Raw genomic sequence first — 13,270 nt, 5'->3', positions numbered from 1 at the left:
CGTGGCGCGTATTCGAACCCCGCGGGTAATCCGGCCTGCGGGGATCTATGCTCGCTCCAGTGTCCAAGTTGACGACGGCAGCCAAGCGCATGCTGCTGGGTAAGCCCTTCCGCAGTGATTCTCTGGGGCATACCCTGCTGCCGAAGCGCATCGCCCTCCCGGTTTTCGCCTCCGACGCGATGTCGTCGGTGGCTTACGCGCCGGAGGAAATCTTCCTGACGCTGGCCGTGGCCGGTATCTCGGCCTACATGTACGCGCCGTGGGTCGGGCTCGCGGTTGTCGCCGTGATGATGGTGGTGGTCGCCAGCTACCGCCAGAACGTGCACGCCTACCCCTCCGGCGGTGGTGACTACGAGGTCGCCACCACCAATCTGGGCCCCACCGCCGGGTTGACCGTCGGGTCCGCGCTGCTGGTCGACTACGTGCTGACGGTGGCGGTGTCGATCTCCTCGGCGGCCTCCAACATCGGCTCGGCGATCCCGTTCGTAGCCACGCACAAGGTGCTGTTCGCGGTGGTGGCGATCGTCCTGCTCACCTCGATCAATCTGCGTGGTGTGCGGGAATCGGGCAAGGCCTTCGCGATCCCGGTGTACGCATTCATCGTCGGCATGTTCGTGATGCTCGGCTGGGGGTTGTTCCAGGTCTATGTGCTGGGCGAGACACTGCACGCCGAATCGGCGGGTTTCGGCATCAAGGCCGAGGACGAGCACCTCTACGGACTGGCGTTCGCGTTCCTGATCGCGCGCACCTTCTCCTCCGGCTGCGCCGCCCTGACCGGTGTCGAGGCGATCAGCAACGGCGTCCCGGCGTTCCGGAAGCCCAAGTCCCGCAACGCCGCGACCACCCTGCTGCTGCTCGGTGTCATCGCGGTCGTGCTGCTGATGGGGATCATCATCCTGGCGCAGAAGATCGGCATCGTGTTCGCCCACGACACCGCCCATCTGATCGGCGCGCCGGCCGACTACCACCAGAAGACCCTGATCGCCCAGATCGCCGAGGCCGTCTTCCACGGCTTCCCGATCGGTTTCTTCTTCATCCTTACCGTGACCGCGTTGATCCTGGTACTCGCCGCGAATACCGCGTTCAACGGCTTCCCGGTGCTGGGTTCGATTCTGGCGCAGGACCGTTACCTGCCGCGCCAGCTGCACACCCGCGGCGACCGCCTCGCGTTCAGCAACGGCATCCTGTTCCTCTCGGGTGGGGCGATCGCGTTCGTGGTGTTCTTCGGCGCCGACGTGACCAAGCTCATCCAGCTCTACATCGTGGGTGTGTTCGTCTCGTTCGTGCTCAGCCAGACCGGCATGCTGCGGCACTGGACCCGGCTGCTGCGCACCGAAACCGACGCGACCCATCGGGCCCGGATGAAGCGCTCCCGGGTGATCAACGCGATCGGGCTCACCATGACCGCGACGGTGCTGGTCATCGTCCTGATCACCAAGTTCCTCACCGGTGCCTGGATCGCTATCTTGACCATGGTGGCGATCTTCATCGTGATGAAATCGATTCGCCGCCACTACGATTCGGTGTCGCGCGAGCTGGACGCGCACGAGTGGGATGGTGTGCTGCCGAGCCGCTCGCATTCCATCGTGCTGGTCTCCAAGCTGCATCTGCCGACCCGGCGCGCGCTCGCCTACGCCCGCGCCACCCGCCCGGACACCCTGGAAGCGGTGACGGTGAACGTCGACGAGGCCGACACCCGGGCGTTGGTGCGGGAATGGGAGCGCAGCGATATCGCGGTGCCGCTCAAGGTGATCGAATCGCCGTACCGCGAAATCACCAAGCCGGTCCTGGATTACGTGAAGCGGGTCCGCAAGGACGCGCCGCGCGATGTGGTGACGGTGTTCATCCCGGAGTACGTAGTGGGTCACTGGTGGGAGCAGGTGCTGCACAACCAGAGTGCGCTGCGGCTGAAGGGCCGACTGTTGTTCGAACCGGGAGTGATGGTGACCAGTGTGCCGTGGCAGTTGAGTTCGTCGACGCGGGCGCGTCAGCCGGGCGACATCAGCGCGCCGGGTGCGGTGCGCCGCGGGTACGAGGACCGGTCGATGAGCTCGGGTACCCGGGATGAGTGACTGGCGCGGAAGTACTTTCGAGATCCGGCTCGGCCCGCCCGGGCACGGCGGATTCTGCATCGGCCGGCACGAAGGCCGGGTGGTGTTCGTCCGGCACGGACTGCCCGGGGAACTGGTGCGGGCCGAGGTGACCGAGGACCGCGGTGGGTCGTTCTGCCGAGCCGACGCGATCGAGATCCTGGAGGCCTCGCCCGATCGGGTGCCCGCCGCCTGCCCGGTATCGGGTCCCGGCGGCGCGGGCTGCTGCGACTTCTCCTTCGCCACACCGCAAGCGCAGCGCGCACTGAAGGCGACGGTGGTCGCCGAGCAGCTGCGTCGACTGGCCAAGGTCGAACGAGACATCGTCGTGGAGCCGATCGCCGGATACCCGGCCGATTCGATGGCCGGATGGCGCACCCGGGTGCGCCTGGCAGTCGACGAGCACGGGCGAGCCGGCGTGCACCGCCACCGCAGCACCGGTGTAATCACGGATCTGCGCTGCCCGCAACCGATTCCGGGCACGATGGACGACATCGCCGAACGCGACTGGACGCCGGGCGCGGAACTGGTGATCGCCGTCGACGGCGACGGCGTGCGCCACATCGTGGAACTCGCTCCGGCGGAGGTGGATCCGCGGGAGGGCCAGCGCCGCGGGCGGGGCCGCGCCGACTCCGACGGACGCGCACGCGGCCGCGACGCCCGGGGTCGTGGCGGCCGACCTGGCCGCGGTCCGCGCGCGGCGGCCGCCGAATGGTCTGGCGCGCAAGGCCCGGAAAGCCCGGGCAGTGAACGCCGCAACGCCGCCGCCCGTCGCGCCGCCAGCCACGCGCCCCGCGAGGAATGGGTGATGACGGGCAGCGGCCGCGCGGTCGAATACGTGGCGGGACGGCGCTGGGAAGTCGCCGCGACCGGGTTCTGGCAGGCGCACCGCGGTGCGGCGCAATGCTATTCGGATGTCATCGCGGAATGGACCGGATTGAAGTCCGGCGACCTGGCCTGGGACCTGTACAGCGGCGCCGGGGTCTTCGCGGCCCGCCTGGCCGATCAGGTCGGCGCCGACGGCGCGGTGCGCGCGGTGGAATCGGCCCGGACCGCGGTCGCCGACGGCAATGCGGCGCTGCACGATCTGCCCTGGGTGGACCTGCGCGCCGACCGGACCGAACGCTGGATCGTCGAACACGCCTCGGGTGCGGCCCCGGCCGCCGTGGTCCTGGACCCGCCGCGGGCGGGCGCGGGTAAAGAGGTCGTCGCGTCGCTGGTCGCGGCCGACCCGGCGCGCATCGTCCACATCGGTTGCGACCCGGCTTCTTTCGCGCGCGACGTCGGCCTCTACCAGAACGCCGGTTACGCCCTGACCGAGCTGCGCGCGTTCGACGCCTTCCCGGGCACCCATCACGTCGAATGTGTGGCGCTGCTGCAGCGTTAGCTCTCGATCAGTTGCCAGGTGACGCGCACGGAGGCCGAGATCTCGCTCTCCCCGAGTTCCACCGGCATCGACGCCATCTCGGAGATCATGCCGACCGCGCCTTTCGCGCGGGCGCCGGTCCGCGGCCGCGAACCGGTGTCCTCGGTGATGACCAGCACGGGCCCGACGGCCCCGCCCGCGCGCGCCGCGTACTGCTCGGCCTTGGCCAGGGCGTTGTCCCAGGCGGCGTCGCGGGCGCGGCCGAGCAGGCTCTCCTCGTCGGCGAAGCCGAGGGTGAGCCCGTTGAGCCGGACCTCGTCCCCGCCTGCCTCGACGCAGTGGGCGATGATGTCGGCCGGGCTGGGATCGGCGTTCTCGCCGATCTCGCGCAGCGACACCGTGAGGTCGGTGCTGGCGACGTAGCCGGTGATCTGCTGGCCCTTGCCCTCGGTCCATTCGGTCTCGGTGCGCACCGACAGGCCCGTGGTCGCGATATCGGCGCCCGGCACCCCGTCGCCGCGCAGCGAGTCGGTGATCGCGGTGACGCGTTCACCGGCCTCGCCATAAGCCAGGGCGACCTTGCTGGCTTTGCACTCGACAGTGACGGTGACCCGCATCAGATCCGGCGCCGCGCTCGCGGTCCCCGCGCCGTAGGTGGTGACCGTGCCCGCCACGGCATCCGGCTCCGCGAAACCGCAGCAACCGGCCCCGCAATCGGCGATCGCGATGTCCTTCTGCTTGTCCTTCTTCTTACCTTTGCTCACGGCGCTCTCCTTGCCTTCGAGGATCACGGTTCAGTGGATCAACGGACGAGATCGCGCGATCGTCCCCGAGCGAAAGCGGGTACCGTGTGGGCCGGGTCAGCGCGCGTAGATTCGTGTGGAGACTCACATTTCGCGGTCGTGCCCGCTGGTGACAGGCTGATGTGGAGCGGGGGCACGGCTACTGCTCCGTAGACTGGCTGCTGGCGACTCTCGCAGGTCGCTCGAAATGGTCGGTATCAGATGCGCTATCCGGAGGGAGCGAGTTCAGGTGGGAGTGCTTTCCCGGGTCGATACGCCCGAAGATCTGCGTGGGCTGACCGTGCCACAGCTACGCGAATTAGCGGTGGAGATCCGTGAGTTCCTCGTCGAGAAAGTCGCGGCCACCGGTGGTCATCTCGGGCCGAATCTCGGTGTGGTGGAACTGTCCATCGCGCTGCACCGGATCTTCGACTCGCCGGCCGACCCGCTGATCTTCGACACCGGCCACCAGGCCTACGTGCACAAGATCCTCACCGGTCGCAAAGACCAGTTCGATTCGCTGCGCAAGGAGGGCGGGCTCTCGGGGTACCCGAGCCGCGCCGAGAGCGCGCACGACTGGGTGGAGTCCTCGCACGCCTCCGCGTCGCTGTCCTACGCCGACGGCTTGGCGAAGGCGTTCGCGCTGACCGGTCAGGACCGTCACGTGGTCGCGGTCGTCGGTGACGGCGCGCTCACCGGCGGCATGTGCTGGGAGGCGCTGAACAACATCGCCGCCGGCACCGATCGCCCGGTGGTGGTCGTAGTCAACGACAACGGCCGCTCCTACGCCCCGACCATCGGCGGTCTGGCCGATCGGCTCACCGCGCTACGCACCCAGCCCGCCTACGAGCACGCCCTGGACGCGGGCAAGCGCATCATCAAGAGCATCCCGCGAGTGGGGGAGCCGGCGTATTCGATGGTGCACGCCGTCAAGGCCGGGATAAAAGACGCGCTCAGCCCACAGGAGCTGTTCAGCGACCTCGGGCTGAAGTATGTCGGCCCGGTCGACGGGCACGACATCGTCGCCCTGGAGGCCGCGCTGCGCCGCGCCAAGGATTTCGGCGGCCCGGTCGTCGTGCACGCGGTCACCCAGAAGGGCCGTGGCTACGAGCACGCCGAGAACCACGTGGCCGACCAGATGCATGCCTGCGACCCGATCGATCCGCTTACCGGCCGTCCGCTGGCGGGCAAGAAGGCGCCCGGCTGGACCTCGGTCTTCTCCGAGGAGCTCATCGCCCAGGCCGAACGCCGCGAGGACATTGTGGCGATTACCGCCGCCATGCCCGGCCCCACGGGGCTGGCGCCGTTCGGGGAGCGTTTCCCGGAGCGCATGTTCGACGTCGGCATCGCCGAACAGCACGCCATGACCTCCGCCGCCGGTCTGGCCCTGGGCGGCCTGCACCCGGTGGTCGCGATCTATTCGACCTTCCTCAACCGCGCCTTCGACCAGTTGCTGATGGATGTGGCGCTGCTCAAGCAGCCGGTCACCGTGGTGCTGGACCGCGCGGGCATCACCGGCCCGGACGGCGCGAGTCACCATGGCATGTGGGACTTCTCGCTGCTCGGCATCGTCCCGGGCATCCGGGTGGCCGCCCCGCGCGACGCCGCCACCCTGCGCGAAGAGCTGGCCGAGGCGCTCGCCGTCAGCGACGGGCCCACCGTCCTGCGGTTCCCGAAGGGCAGTGTCGCCGAGGACATCACGGCGATCGAACGACTCGACGGCGTGGATGTGCTGCGCCTGGCCGCCCCCGACGGCGGCTCCGCGCAGACCGGTCGCGGTGACGTGCTGCTGGTCGCGGTCGGCCCGTTCGCCGAGACGGCGATGCGGGTCGCGGAAGCGCTGGAGCCGGAAGGTATTTCGGTCACGGTCATCGATCCGCGCTGGGTGCTGCCGGTCTCGGACACCATCGTCAAGCTCGCCGAGAACTACCGCCTGGTGGTCACCCTCGAAGACGGCGGCCTGCACGGCGGCATCGGTTCGACGGTGTCGGCGCGCATCCGGGCCGCCGGTGTCGATGTGCCGACCCGGGATCTCGGTGTGCCGCAGCAGTTCCTGGATCACGCGTCCAGAGACGCGGTCCATCAGGAGCTGGGGCTCACCGCGCCCGATATCGCCCGCAGAATCAGCGGCTGGCTCGACGCCAGCTGAGTTCGACAGAACTGGCCGAACGATCGTTCTGAAAACGCCGCGCGCACAACTCTGAAGCCGTACCGTTTCTCCTACCTAGTGGAGGAGAACGGTCATGGCTTGGGTCAAAAAGGAAATCGTCATCGAAGCGCCGGTCGAGGACGTGTGGGCGGTCGTCAGGGACTTCGAACACGGGCCGGCCCGGATGGTGCCGGGCTTTGTCACCGAGAGCAAGCTCGTCGAACCCGACGTTCGCGTAGTCACTTTCGTCACCGGCGCGGTGGTGCGCGAGCGGCTCATCTCGCACGACGACGCCGAGCATCGGTACGCCTTCGCGGTCATCGGCGACACCGTCACCCCGGAGCACGACTCCGCGAGCATGCAGGTGTTCGCCCTGGACAACGGGCACAGCAGATTTGTCTGGATGCACGATGTGCTGCCCGCTGAACTCGCCGACGCCTTCGGCGCGGTCATGGAGCAGGGCATCGCGATGTTCAAGAAGACCGTGGAAAGCGCCTAGCCGGCGGGCTGCGGTGTCAGTGCCGCGGTCAGCGCCGGCACCGACAGCTCCCGCTGCCACGGCCGGGCGCTGCCGGACTTGAGGAAACCGTCGATCGCCGCGGATAGGTCGTCCGCGGTGCCGACGCGGTCGTAGGACGGGAGCCCGTCCCAGCACAGCCGCCGCACCAGATCGGGGGACAGCAGGTTCTCCACCGGGATGGCGTACTCGGTGGACAGTTCACCCATCGCCGCGCGCGCCCGCGTCAGCCGGGCCGCGGCGACCGGGTCGCGCCGTTCCCACCGGTTCACCGGCGGCGGGCCTTCGAACGGCTGGGTCAGCGAGGGTAGCTCGTCATCGGAGAGGGCGCGGGCGCGGTCGATGGCGGCCAGCCATTCCCGGGAGTAGCGGCGCTGGCGCGGTCCGCCGAACACCGGTAGCGCGCGTAGTTGCGCGATGGTGCGCGGATCGGTCGTCGCGGCGGAGACGATCGCGGCGTCCGGCAGGATCCGGGCCGGTGCGACATCGCGGGCGCGGGCCAGGGTGTCGCGCGCGATCCATAGCTCCCGCACCACCGCCAGCTGCCGGGCCTTGCGCAAAGTGTGGATACCGGAGGTGCGCCGCCACCGGTCGGCCTTCGGCCCGGCCGGTTCGGTGATCCGGATGTGCTCGAATTCCTGTGCCGCCCAGTCGGTCTTGCCCTGCTCGTCGAGCGAGGCGGCGACCTCGTCGCGCAGCTCCAGCAGTAGCTCTACGTCGAGGGCCGCGTAGTTGAGCCAGTCGTCGGGTAGGGGGCGGGTGGACCAGTCGGCGGCGCCGTGACCCTTGCGTAGCGCTCGTCCGAGCAGCTTCTCCACCATCGCCGCCAGCCCGACCCGCTCGAATCCGGCCAGCCTGCCGCCCAATTCGGTGTCGAACAGCCGGGCCGGGCGCAGCCCCAGCTCGGCCAGGCCCGGGAGATCCTGGTCGGCCGAATGCAGCACCCACTCCAGGTCGTTGATCGCCTCGGCGAGCGGGTTCAGCGCGTCGGTCACCGGAATCGGGTCGATGAGGAAACTGCCCGCACCGGCGCGGCGCAACTGGATCAGATAGGCCCGGGCCGAATACCGGAAACCGGAGGCGCGTTCGGCGTCGACCGCCAGCGGGCCGGTGCCCGCGGCGATCCGCGCGGCGGCCTCGGCGACCTGCTCGGGTGTGACCAGAACCGGCGGCACACCATCATTGGGAGCAAGCAGTGGTTCCGCTGTGTTTTCTTCCACACTGCGCCCCTCGATGGGCTCGTCAACAACCGGCATAGACGTGAACTTTACGTTGCTGTCAGCTCGGTTCGTTGCTGGTGTGCGAGTCCGGCCGTAGATCGGTGATCCCGGCCGGGGGCAGACCGGCCGAGTAGGCCAGTACTTCGCAGAACGCCTCCACGTGCGGAGCCATCTCGGCAGTGTTCGCGGTCCAGGACGCGCGCAGCTCCAATTGGTGTGCGCGCGGCGGGCCCGCGATGTCGCCGTAGCGGACCGAAGTCGTCGAGGTGACCGTGCCGCCGAGCGCGGTGAACGGTTCGGATCGGGACTCGAGCGCGTCGACCAGCCAGCTCCACGCCACCTCCGGTAGCAGCGGGTCCGCGGCCAGCGAGGCGTCGATGTCCGCCTGGATGTAGGCGACCAGCCGGAACACGCCGTGCCAGGCGTCGTCACCATCGGGATCGTGCAGCAGGATCAGCCTGCCGAACGCGTCGCCTTCGGAATCGACCGGCACGTTCGGGGTTTCGGGGTGTTTGACCTCGGCGCCGACCGCGTAGGAATACGGCGCCAGCCGCTGCGGCGGACGGATGGGCGCGAGCTCGATGCGGGGGTGCACGGATGCGGTGCCCATCGCAGCGACCGCGGCTCGAAATCCAGCTGGTTCGGCGGGGGAGCCCTCGGTCGATGCGGCGCCGTCGCGGATGTCGAGCGGTGTCACGGAAGCGACGGTAGACCGTGTGCCCCCAACCCCGGCGGAGGCGCGCCGTTCGCGAAATGGCGTTCGCGTGGTGAGGGTTGTCTATCGGTGGTTTACGGATGGATAGGATCGCGGTGATGACTACCTACACCCGTCGCCAGTTGACCGATGCCCCGTTCCTGGCCGCCGCCACCGGCGCCACGCCCAGCCGGCGGCCGGTGTGGTTCATGCGCCAAGCCGGTCGTTCCCTGCCCGAGTACCGCGAGCTGCGCAAGGGCGTCGGGATGTTGCAGTCCTGCTTCGACCCGGAGCTGGTGTGTGAGATCACCATGCAGCCGATCCGCCGGCACGACGTGGACGCGGCGATCCTGTTCTCCGACATCGTGGTCCCGCTGAAGGCCGCGGGCATCGATCTCGACATCGTGCCCGGGGTGGGTCCGGTCGTCGCGTCGCCGGTCCGCACTTCCGACGACGTGCGCGCCCTGCCGCGCCTGCACCCGGAAGACGTCGGCGCGGTCACCGAGGGTGTCCGGCTGCTGACGGCGGCGCTCGGCGACACCCCGCTGATCGGTTTCGCGGGCGCACCCTTCACCCTCGCGTCGTACCTGGTCGAGGGCGGCCCGAGCAAGCAGCACGAGCGCACCAAGGCGATGATGCACGCCGACCCGAAGACCTGGCACGACCTGCTCGGCGCACTCACCGACATCACCATCGCCTTCCTGCAGGCACAGCTGGCCGCCGGTGTCGACGCGGTGCAGCTGTTCGACTCCTGGGCCGGTGCGCTGTCGCTGGCCGACTACCGCAGCTTCGTGCTGCCGCACTCCGAGCGGGTCTTCGCCGAGGTCGCCGACGCGGGCGTGCCGCGCATCCACTTCGGTGTCGGCACCGGTGAACTGCTCGGCGCGATGGGCGAGGCGGGCGCGGATGTCGTCGGCGTCGACTGGCGGGTGCCGCTCAACGAAGCTGTGCGCCGCGTCGGTCCCGGAAAAGCGCTGCAGGGCAACCTCGATCCGGCCGTCCTTTTCGCCGGTTCCGAAGCGATCGAGTCGGAAGTGCGGCGCATCTGCCGCGAGGCCGACGAAGCGGTCACGCTGGGCGCGAAGGGCCACATCTTCAACCTGGGTCACGGCGTCATGCCGGAGACCGATCCGGGCGTCATCACCGCGACCGTCGAACTGATCCACAGCCTGCCCGCGCCGACGGCGTGAGGTGAGCCCGGTAACGCCGAGGCGGACCGGGCGGCGGCGCATCCCCGGGCGAGGGTTACCGTCGCAACCATGAGAATCGCGGTCGTGGGCGGGGGCATCAGCGGACTGGTCGCGGCGTATCGACTGCGGATGCTGCTCGGCCCGCGGGCCGACATCCTGGTGACCGACCGCGCCGGCCGAGTCGGCGGGATCCTGCACACCGGCGAAGTAGCGGGGGAGCCTTTGGATCTGGGGGCCGAGGCCTTCGTCGGACGGCGGCCGGAAGTCCCGCAGTTGCTCCGCGAGCTCGGACTGGAAACCCAGCTGGTGCTGCCCGCGGGGAAGCGTCCGCTGCTCTGGTCGGGTGGTGTCGCGCATCCGCTGCCGGAGCGCACGCTGATGGGCATTCCGACGCGCGCCGAGCAGATGCGCGGACTCGTCGACGACGACACCCTCGCGAAGATCGCCGCCGAAACCAAGCGGCCCTTCGCCTGGTACCCCGATTCCGATATCGACGTCTACAGCCTGATCGCCGACCGCTTCGGCGCGCAGGTGGCCGAACGCAGCGTCGACCCCTTGCTGGGTGGCGTCTATGCGGGCAGCTCCCGTTCCATCGGCGTCCGCGCGGCGCTGCCGACCCTGGCCGCCGCACTGGACGGGGGCGCGCCCAGCCTGACCCATGCGGTGGCCGCCGCCACGCCGCCGCCGTCGAAGAGCCCCGTGTTCGGCGGTATCCGGGACGGCTACCGAGTTCTGCTCGACGCTTTGGCCGAGAAGTCCGGCGCGCGCATCGTCACCGATGCGCCGGCCACCCGGCTCGCGAAGTCGACCCATGGCTGGGTGCTCGATCCGTTCGGCACGGTCGACGCGGTCGTCCTTGCGACGCCTGCCCCCGTGACTGCCCGTTTGCTGCGCACCCTCGCCCCCGCCGCCGCGTCGGCCGCGGCCGGAATCGAACTGTCGTCTTCGGTGGTGGTCGCCCTCGCCCTACCTCGCGACACTCCGCTCCCGGACAACTCCGGCATTCTCGTCGCGACCGGAGAATCCTTGCGCGCCAAGGCGTTCACCCTCTCCAGTCGAAAATGGCCGCACCTGGCCGACCGCGAAACCGCGCTCGTCCGCGCCTCTTTCGGCAAATTCGGCGACGATTCGGTGCTGTCCTGGTCTGACGACAAGCTCGTCACCGCGGCTGCCGAAGACCTCGCCCACGTCACCGGGATCGCCATCGAACCGGTCGGCGCGACTGTGCAGCGCTGGCCGGGTGGCCTGGCTCAGTACGCGCCCGGGCACACCGACCGCGTCGCCGAAATCGAATCCGTCACAGCGGAATTGCCGAACTTCGCCGTCGCCGGTGCGTATCTGCACGGCGTCGGCGTCCCGGCCTGCGTCGCCTCTGGTGACGCCGCTGCTCGCCGCATTGCTGCTCAGTTGTCCTAGCCACACCAAGGCTGTCGCAATCCCGTCCGGCATTCGGCTGGAACCCGGACTCTCGTCTCCGAGCAACCCGATCCGCGCACCGCGTCGGCCGCCCCTGCACAGCATCGACGTCGAGCGCCTGACGGAAACCATTGCGGACCTGGATGCACCCTTCTGGTCGCTGGGAGTAGCACGGGGAGCCGGACACCGCCGCCTGGTAGCGCAGTGGCACGATGGGAGCATGGCGCGACTCGATTACCAGGCCCTCAACTCCACCATCCGGTACCTGATGTTCTCGGTGTTCCAGGTGAAACCGGGTGTGCTCGGGGAGGATCGGGCCAAGGCGATCGCGGACGCGCAGGCGTTCTTCGACGGGCTCGAGGACAAGGGCGTCGTGGTGCGCGGGCTCTACGACGTGGCCGGGATGCGCGCCGACGCCGACTTCATGATCTGGACCCACGCCGAGCACGTCGAGGAACTGCAGGCCGCGTACGCCGATTTCCGGCGCACCACCGACCTCGGGCGGGCCAGCACACCGGTGTGGAGCAATGTCGCGCTGCATCGCCCGGCGGAGTTCAACAAGAGCCACGTCCCCGCGTTCCTCGCGGGCGAGGACGCCGGTAACTACATCTGCGTCTACCCGTTCGTGCGCTCCTACGAGTGGTACCTGCTGCCCGACGACGAGCGCCGCAAAATGCTCGCCGACCACGGCAAGGCCGCGCGCGGCTACCCCGATGTGCGCGCCAACACCGTGAGCTCGTTCGCGCTCGGCGACTACGAGTGGATCCTGGCCTTCGAGGCGCCCGAGCTGCACCGCATCGTCGACCTGATGCGCGACCTGCGGGCCACCGAAGCGCGCCTGCATGTGCGCGAGGAGATCCCGTTCTACACCGGCCCGCGGGTCGAGGTCGCCAAGCTCATCGCAGCCCTGCCCTGAGCAGCGCAGGTTGACCTGAACATTGGTTCAGGTAGCAGCATCGGTCCCATGATTCTGGTTACCGGTGCAACAGGCAAGGTCGGCCGCGCGGCCGTCCACCAACTACACGATGCGGGCGTCGACGTTCGCGCGCTGGTCCGTCGCCCCGAGGCGGCGGACCTGCCGCCTGGCGTCGAGGTCGTCCGCGGCGATCTGTCGGATCCGGGCAGCGTGGATACCGCGCTCGACGGTGTGCACGCGGTGTTCCTGGTGTGGCCGACGTTGGAAGCGGACGCGGCCGCACCGAAGGTGGTGCAGAAGCTCGCCGAGCGGGCGCGGCACATCGTCTACTTGTCCGCCAGGGGCGCCGACGAGCAGGCCGGCGCGGTACTCGGTTCGCACGGCTTCCTCGAGCGGCTCATCGACGAAACGGGGGTCGGCCGGACCTTCGTGCGCGCGGGCGGCTTCGCCGGCAACGACCTCGGCTGGGCGGAGTCCATTCGCGCGGAAGGTGTTGTGCGCGAGCACTACGACGAGTGGGCCAGATCGGTCATCCACGAGCGGGATATCGCCGCAGTGGGCGTCCGAGCCCTGCTCGAGGGCCACACCGGCGGCGTCTACGAGGTGACCGGTCCCGAAGCCCTGACCGCCCCGCAGCGGGCGCGGATCATCGCCGACGCGCTCGGGGTACCGGTGCGATTCGAGAAGATGTCCCGGCAGGACACGCTGGCGGAGATGTCCGCTTGGATGCCGGTCGACGACGTGCACAACGCCTTGGCGGGGATGGACGAGATGACCGCACATCCGGAGCCGGTGCTGTCCACCGTCGCCGAGGTCACCGGCGCGCCCGCGCACACCTATCGCGAGTGGGTCCTCGACCATCTAGCCGATTTCCGTTGAGCACGAAGGCATGCCCCGAATTTTCGGGGCATGCCTGATTCGTGTTGCTAC

General features: G+C 69.2%; 11 protein-coding genes. 8 read left to right on the top strand and 3 right to left on the bottom strand.

Translation table 11 applies throughout. The annotated features are described in order from the left end of the window. Window positions 1-59 precede the first annotated feature (59 nt). Together IBX22_RS05575 and IBX22_RS05570 are read left to right on the top strand one after the other, a co-directional pair. Window positions 60-2,072, top strand: a complete 2,013-nt coding sequence (locus IBX22_RS05575; RefSeq protein WP_194814287.1) for an APC family permease — start codon at window positions 60-62, stop codon at window positions 2,070-2,072. Next, window positions 2,065-3,477, top strand: coding sequence for a class I SAM-dependent RNA methyltransferase (locus tag IBX22_RS05570; protein WP_194814286.1), 1,413 nt, complete (start codon window positions 2,065-2,067; stop codon window positions 3,475-3,477). The genes IBX22_RS05575 and IBX22_RS05570 overlap by 8 nt, the downstream gene beginning before the upstream one ends. Here IBX22_RS05570 and IBX22_RS05565 read toward each other — a convergent pair. Beyond that, window positions 3,474-4,220, bottom strand: coding sequence for an SIMPL domain-containing protein (locus IBX22_RS05565; RefSeq protein ID WP_309234434.1), 747 nt, complete (start codon window positions 4,218-4,220; stop codon window positions 3,474-3,476). The two genes, IBX22_RS05570 and IBX22_RS05565, sit on opposite strands and share 4 nt — an antisense overlap. Window positions 4,221-4,488: 268 nt before the next feature. Between IBX22_RS05565 and dxs the strand changes: the two genes are divergently transcribed. Beyond that, window positions 4,489-6,387: a 1-deoxy-D-xylulose-5-phosphate synthase gene (dxs, locus tag IBX22_RS05560; RefSeq protein WP_194814285.1), complete on the top strand. Its 1,899-nt coding sequence runs from the start codon at window positions 4,489-4,491 to the stop codon at window positions 6,385-6,387. Window positions 6,388-6,481: 94 nt separating this feature from the next. Beyond that, the gene (locus IBX22_RS05555) at window positions 6,482-6,886 is read left to right on the top strand and encodes an SRPBCC family protein (RefSeq protein WP_194814284.1); all 405 of its coding nucleotides are present in this window, start codon (window positions 6,482-6,484) and stop codon (window positions 6,884-6,886) included. Here IBX22_RS05555 and IBX22_RS05550 read toward each other — a convergent pair. Continuing rightward, window positions 6,883-8,160: a ribonuclease D gene (locus tag IBX22_RS05550; RefSeq protein WP_194814283.1), complete on the bottom strand. Its 1,278-nt coding sequence runs from the start codon at window positions 8,158-8,160 to the stop codon at window positions 6,883-6,885. The two genes, IBX22_RS05555 and IBX22_RS05550, sit on opposite strands and share 4 nt — an antisense overlap. Window positions 8,161-8,182: 22 nt before the next feature. Beyond that, complete coding sequence (locus IBX22_RS05545; RefSeq protein WP_228538518.1) at window positions 8,183-8,734, bottom strand: DUF3000 domain-containing protein; 552 nt, start codon at window positions 8,732-8,734, stop codon at window positions 8,183-8,185. 203 nt (window positions 8,735-8,937) lie between these two features. Between IBX22_RS05545 and hemE the strand changes: the two genes are divergently transcribed. From hemE to IBX22_RS05525, 4 genes are all read left to right on the top strand, one after another. Then, window positions 8,938-10,008 (top strand): uroporphyrinogen decarboxylase, encoded by a 1,071-nt coding sequence (hemE, locus tag IBX22_RS05540; protein WP_228538206.1) that lies wholly within the window; start codon window positions 8,938-8,940, stop codon window positions 10,006-10,008. Window positions 10,009-10,077: 69 nt separating this feature from the next. Beyond that, window positions 10,078-11,424 carry a protoporphyrinogen oxidase gene (locus tag IBX22_RS05535; RefSeq protein ID WP_194814281.1) on the top strand — a complete coding sequence of 449 codons (1,347 nt, stop codon included), beginning with the start codon at window positions 10,078-10,080 and terminating at the stop codon, window positions 11,422-11,424. A 220-nt stretch (window positions 11,425-11,644) separates the two neighbouring features. After that, window positions 11,645-12,340, top strand: a complete 696-nt coding sequence (gene hemQ, locus IBX22_RS05530; RefSeq protein WP_194814280.1) for a hydrogen peroxide-dependent heme synthase — start codon at window positions 11,645-11,647, stop codon at window positions 12,338-12,340. 48 nt (window positions 12,341-12,388) lie between these two features. After that, entirely contained in the window at window positions 12,389-13,219 is an 831-nt protein-coding gene (locus tag IBX22_RS05525; RefSeq protein WP_194814279.1) for an SDR family oxidoreductase, read from the top strand. The last annotated feature ends 51 nt before the right edge of the window (window positions 13,220-13,270 follow it).

It is taken from the genome of Nocardia sp. XZ_19_385, assembly GCF_015355755.1.
GTDB lineage: Bacteria > Actinomycetota > Actinomycetes > Mycobacteriales > Mycobacteriaceae > Nocardia.
Note: the sequence above shows the minus strand (reverse complement) of the source record. Positions and strands in the feature narration are given on the sequence as shown.

Coding starts and splice junctions, on each gene's coding strand:
- hemE (WP_228538206.1), top strand. CDS start 8,938: ATGACTACCTACACCCGTCGCCAGTTGACCGATGCCCCGTTCCTGGCC.
- hemQ (WP_194814280.1), top strand. CDS start 11,645: ATGGCGCGACTCGATTACCAGGCCCTCAACTCCACCATCCGGTACCTG.
- IBX22_RS05535 (WP_194814281.1), top strand. CDS start 10,078: ATGAGAATCGCGGTCGTGGGCGGGGGCATCAGCGGACTGGTCGCGGCG.
- IBX22_RS05525 (WP_194814279.1), top strand. CDS start 12,389: ATGATTCTGGTTACCGGTGCAACAGGCAAGGTCGGCCGCGCGGCCGTC.
- IBX22_RS05545 (WP_228538518.1), bottom strand. CDS start 8,734: ATGGGCACCGCATCCGTGCACCCCCGCATCGAGCTCGCGCCCATCCGT.
- IBX22_RS05550 (WP_194814283.1), bottom strand. CDS start 8,160: ATGCCGGTTGTTGACGAGCCCATCGAGGGGCGCAGTGTGGAAGAAAAC.
- IBX22_RS05570 (WP_194814286.1), top strand. CDS start 2,065: ATGAGTGACTGGCGCGGAAGTACTTTCGAGATCCGGCTCGGCCCGCCC.
- IBX22_RS05555 (WP_194814284.1), top strand. CDS start 6,482: ATGGCTTGGGTCAAAAAGGAAATCGTCATCGAAGCGCCGGTCGAGGAC.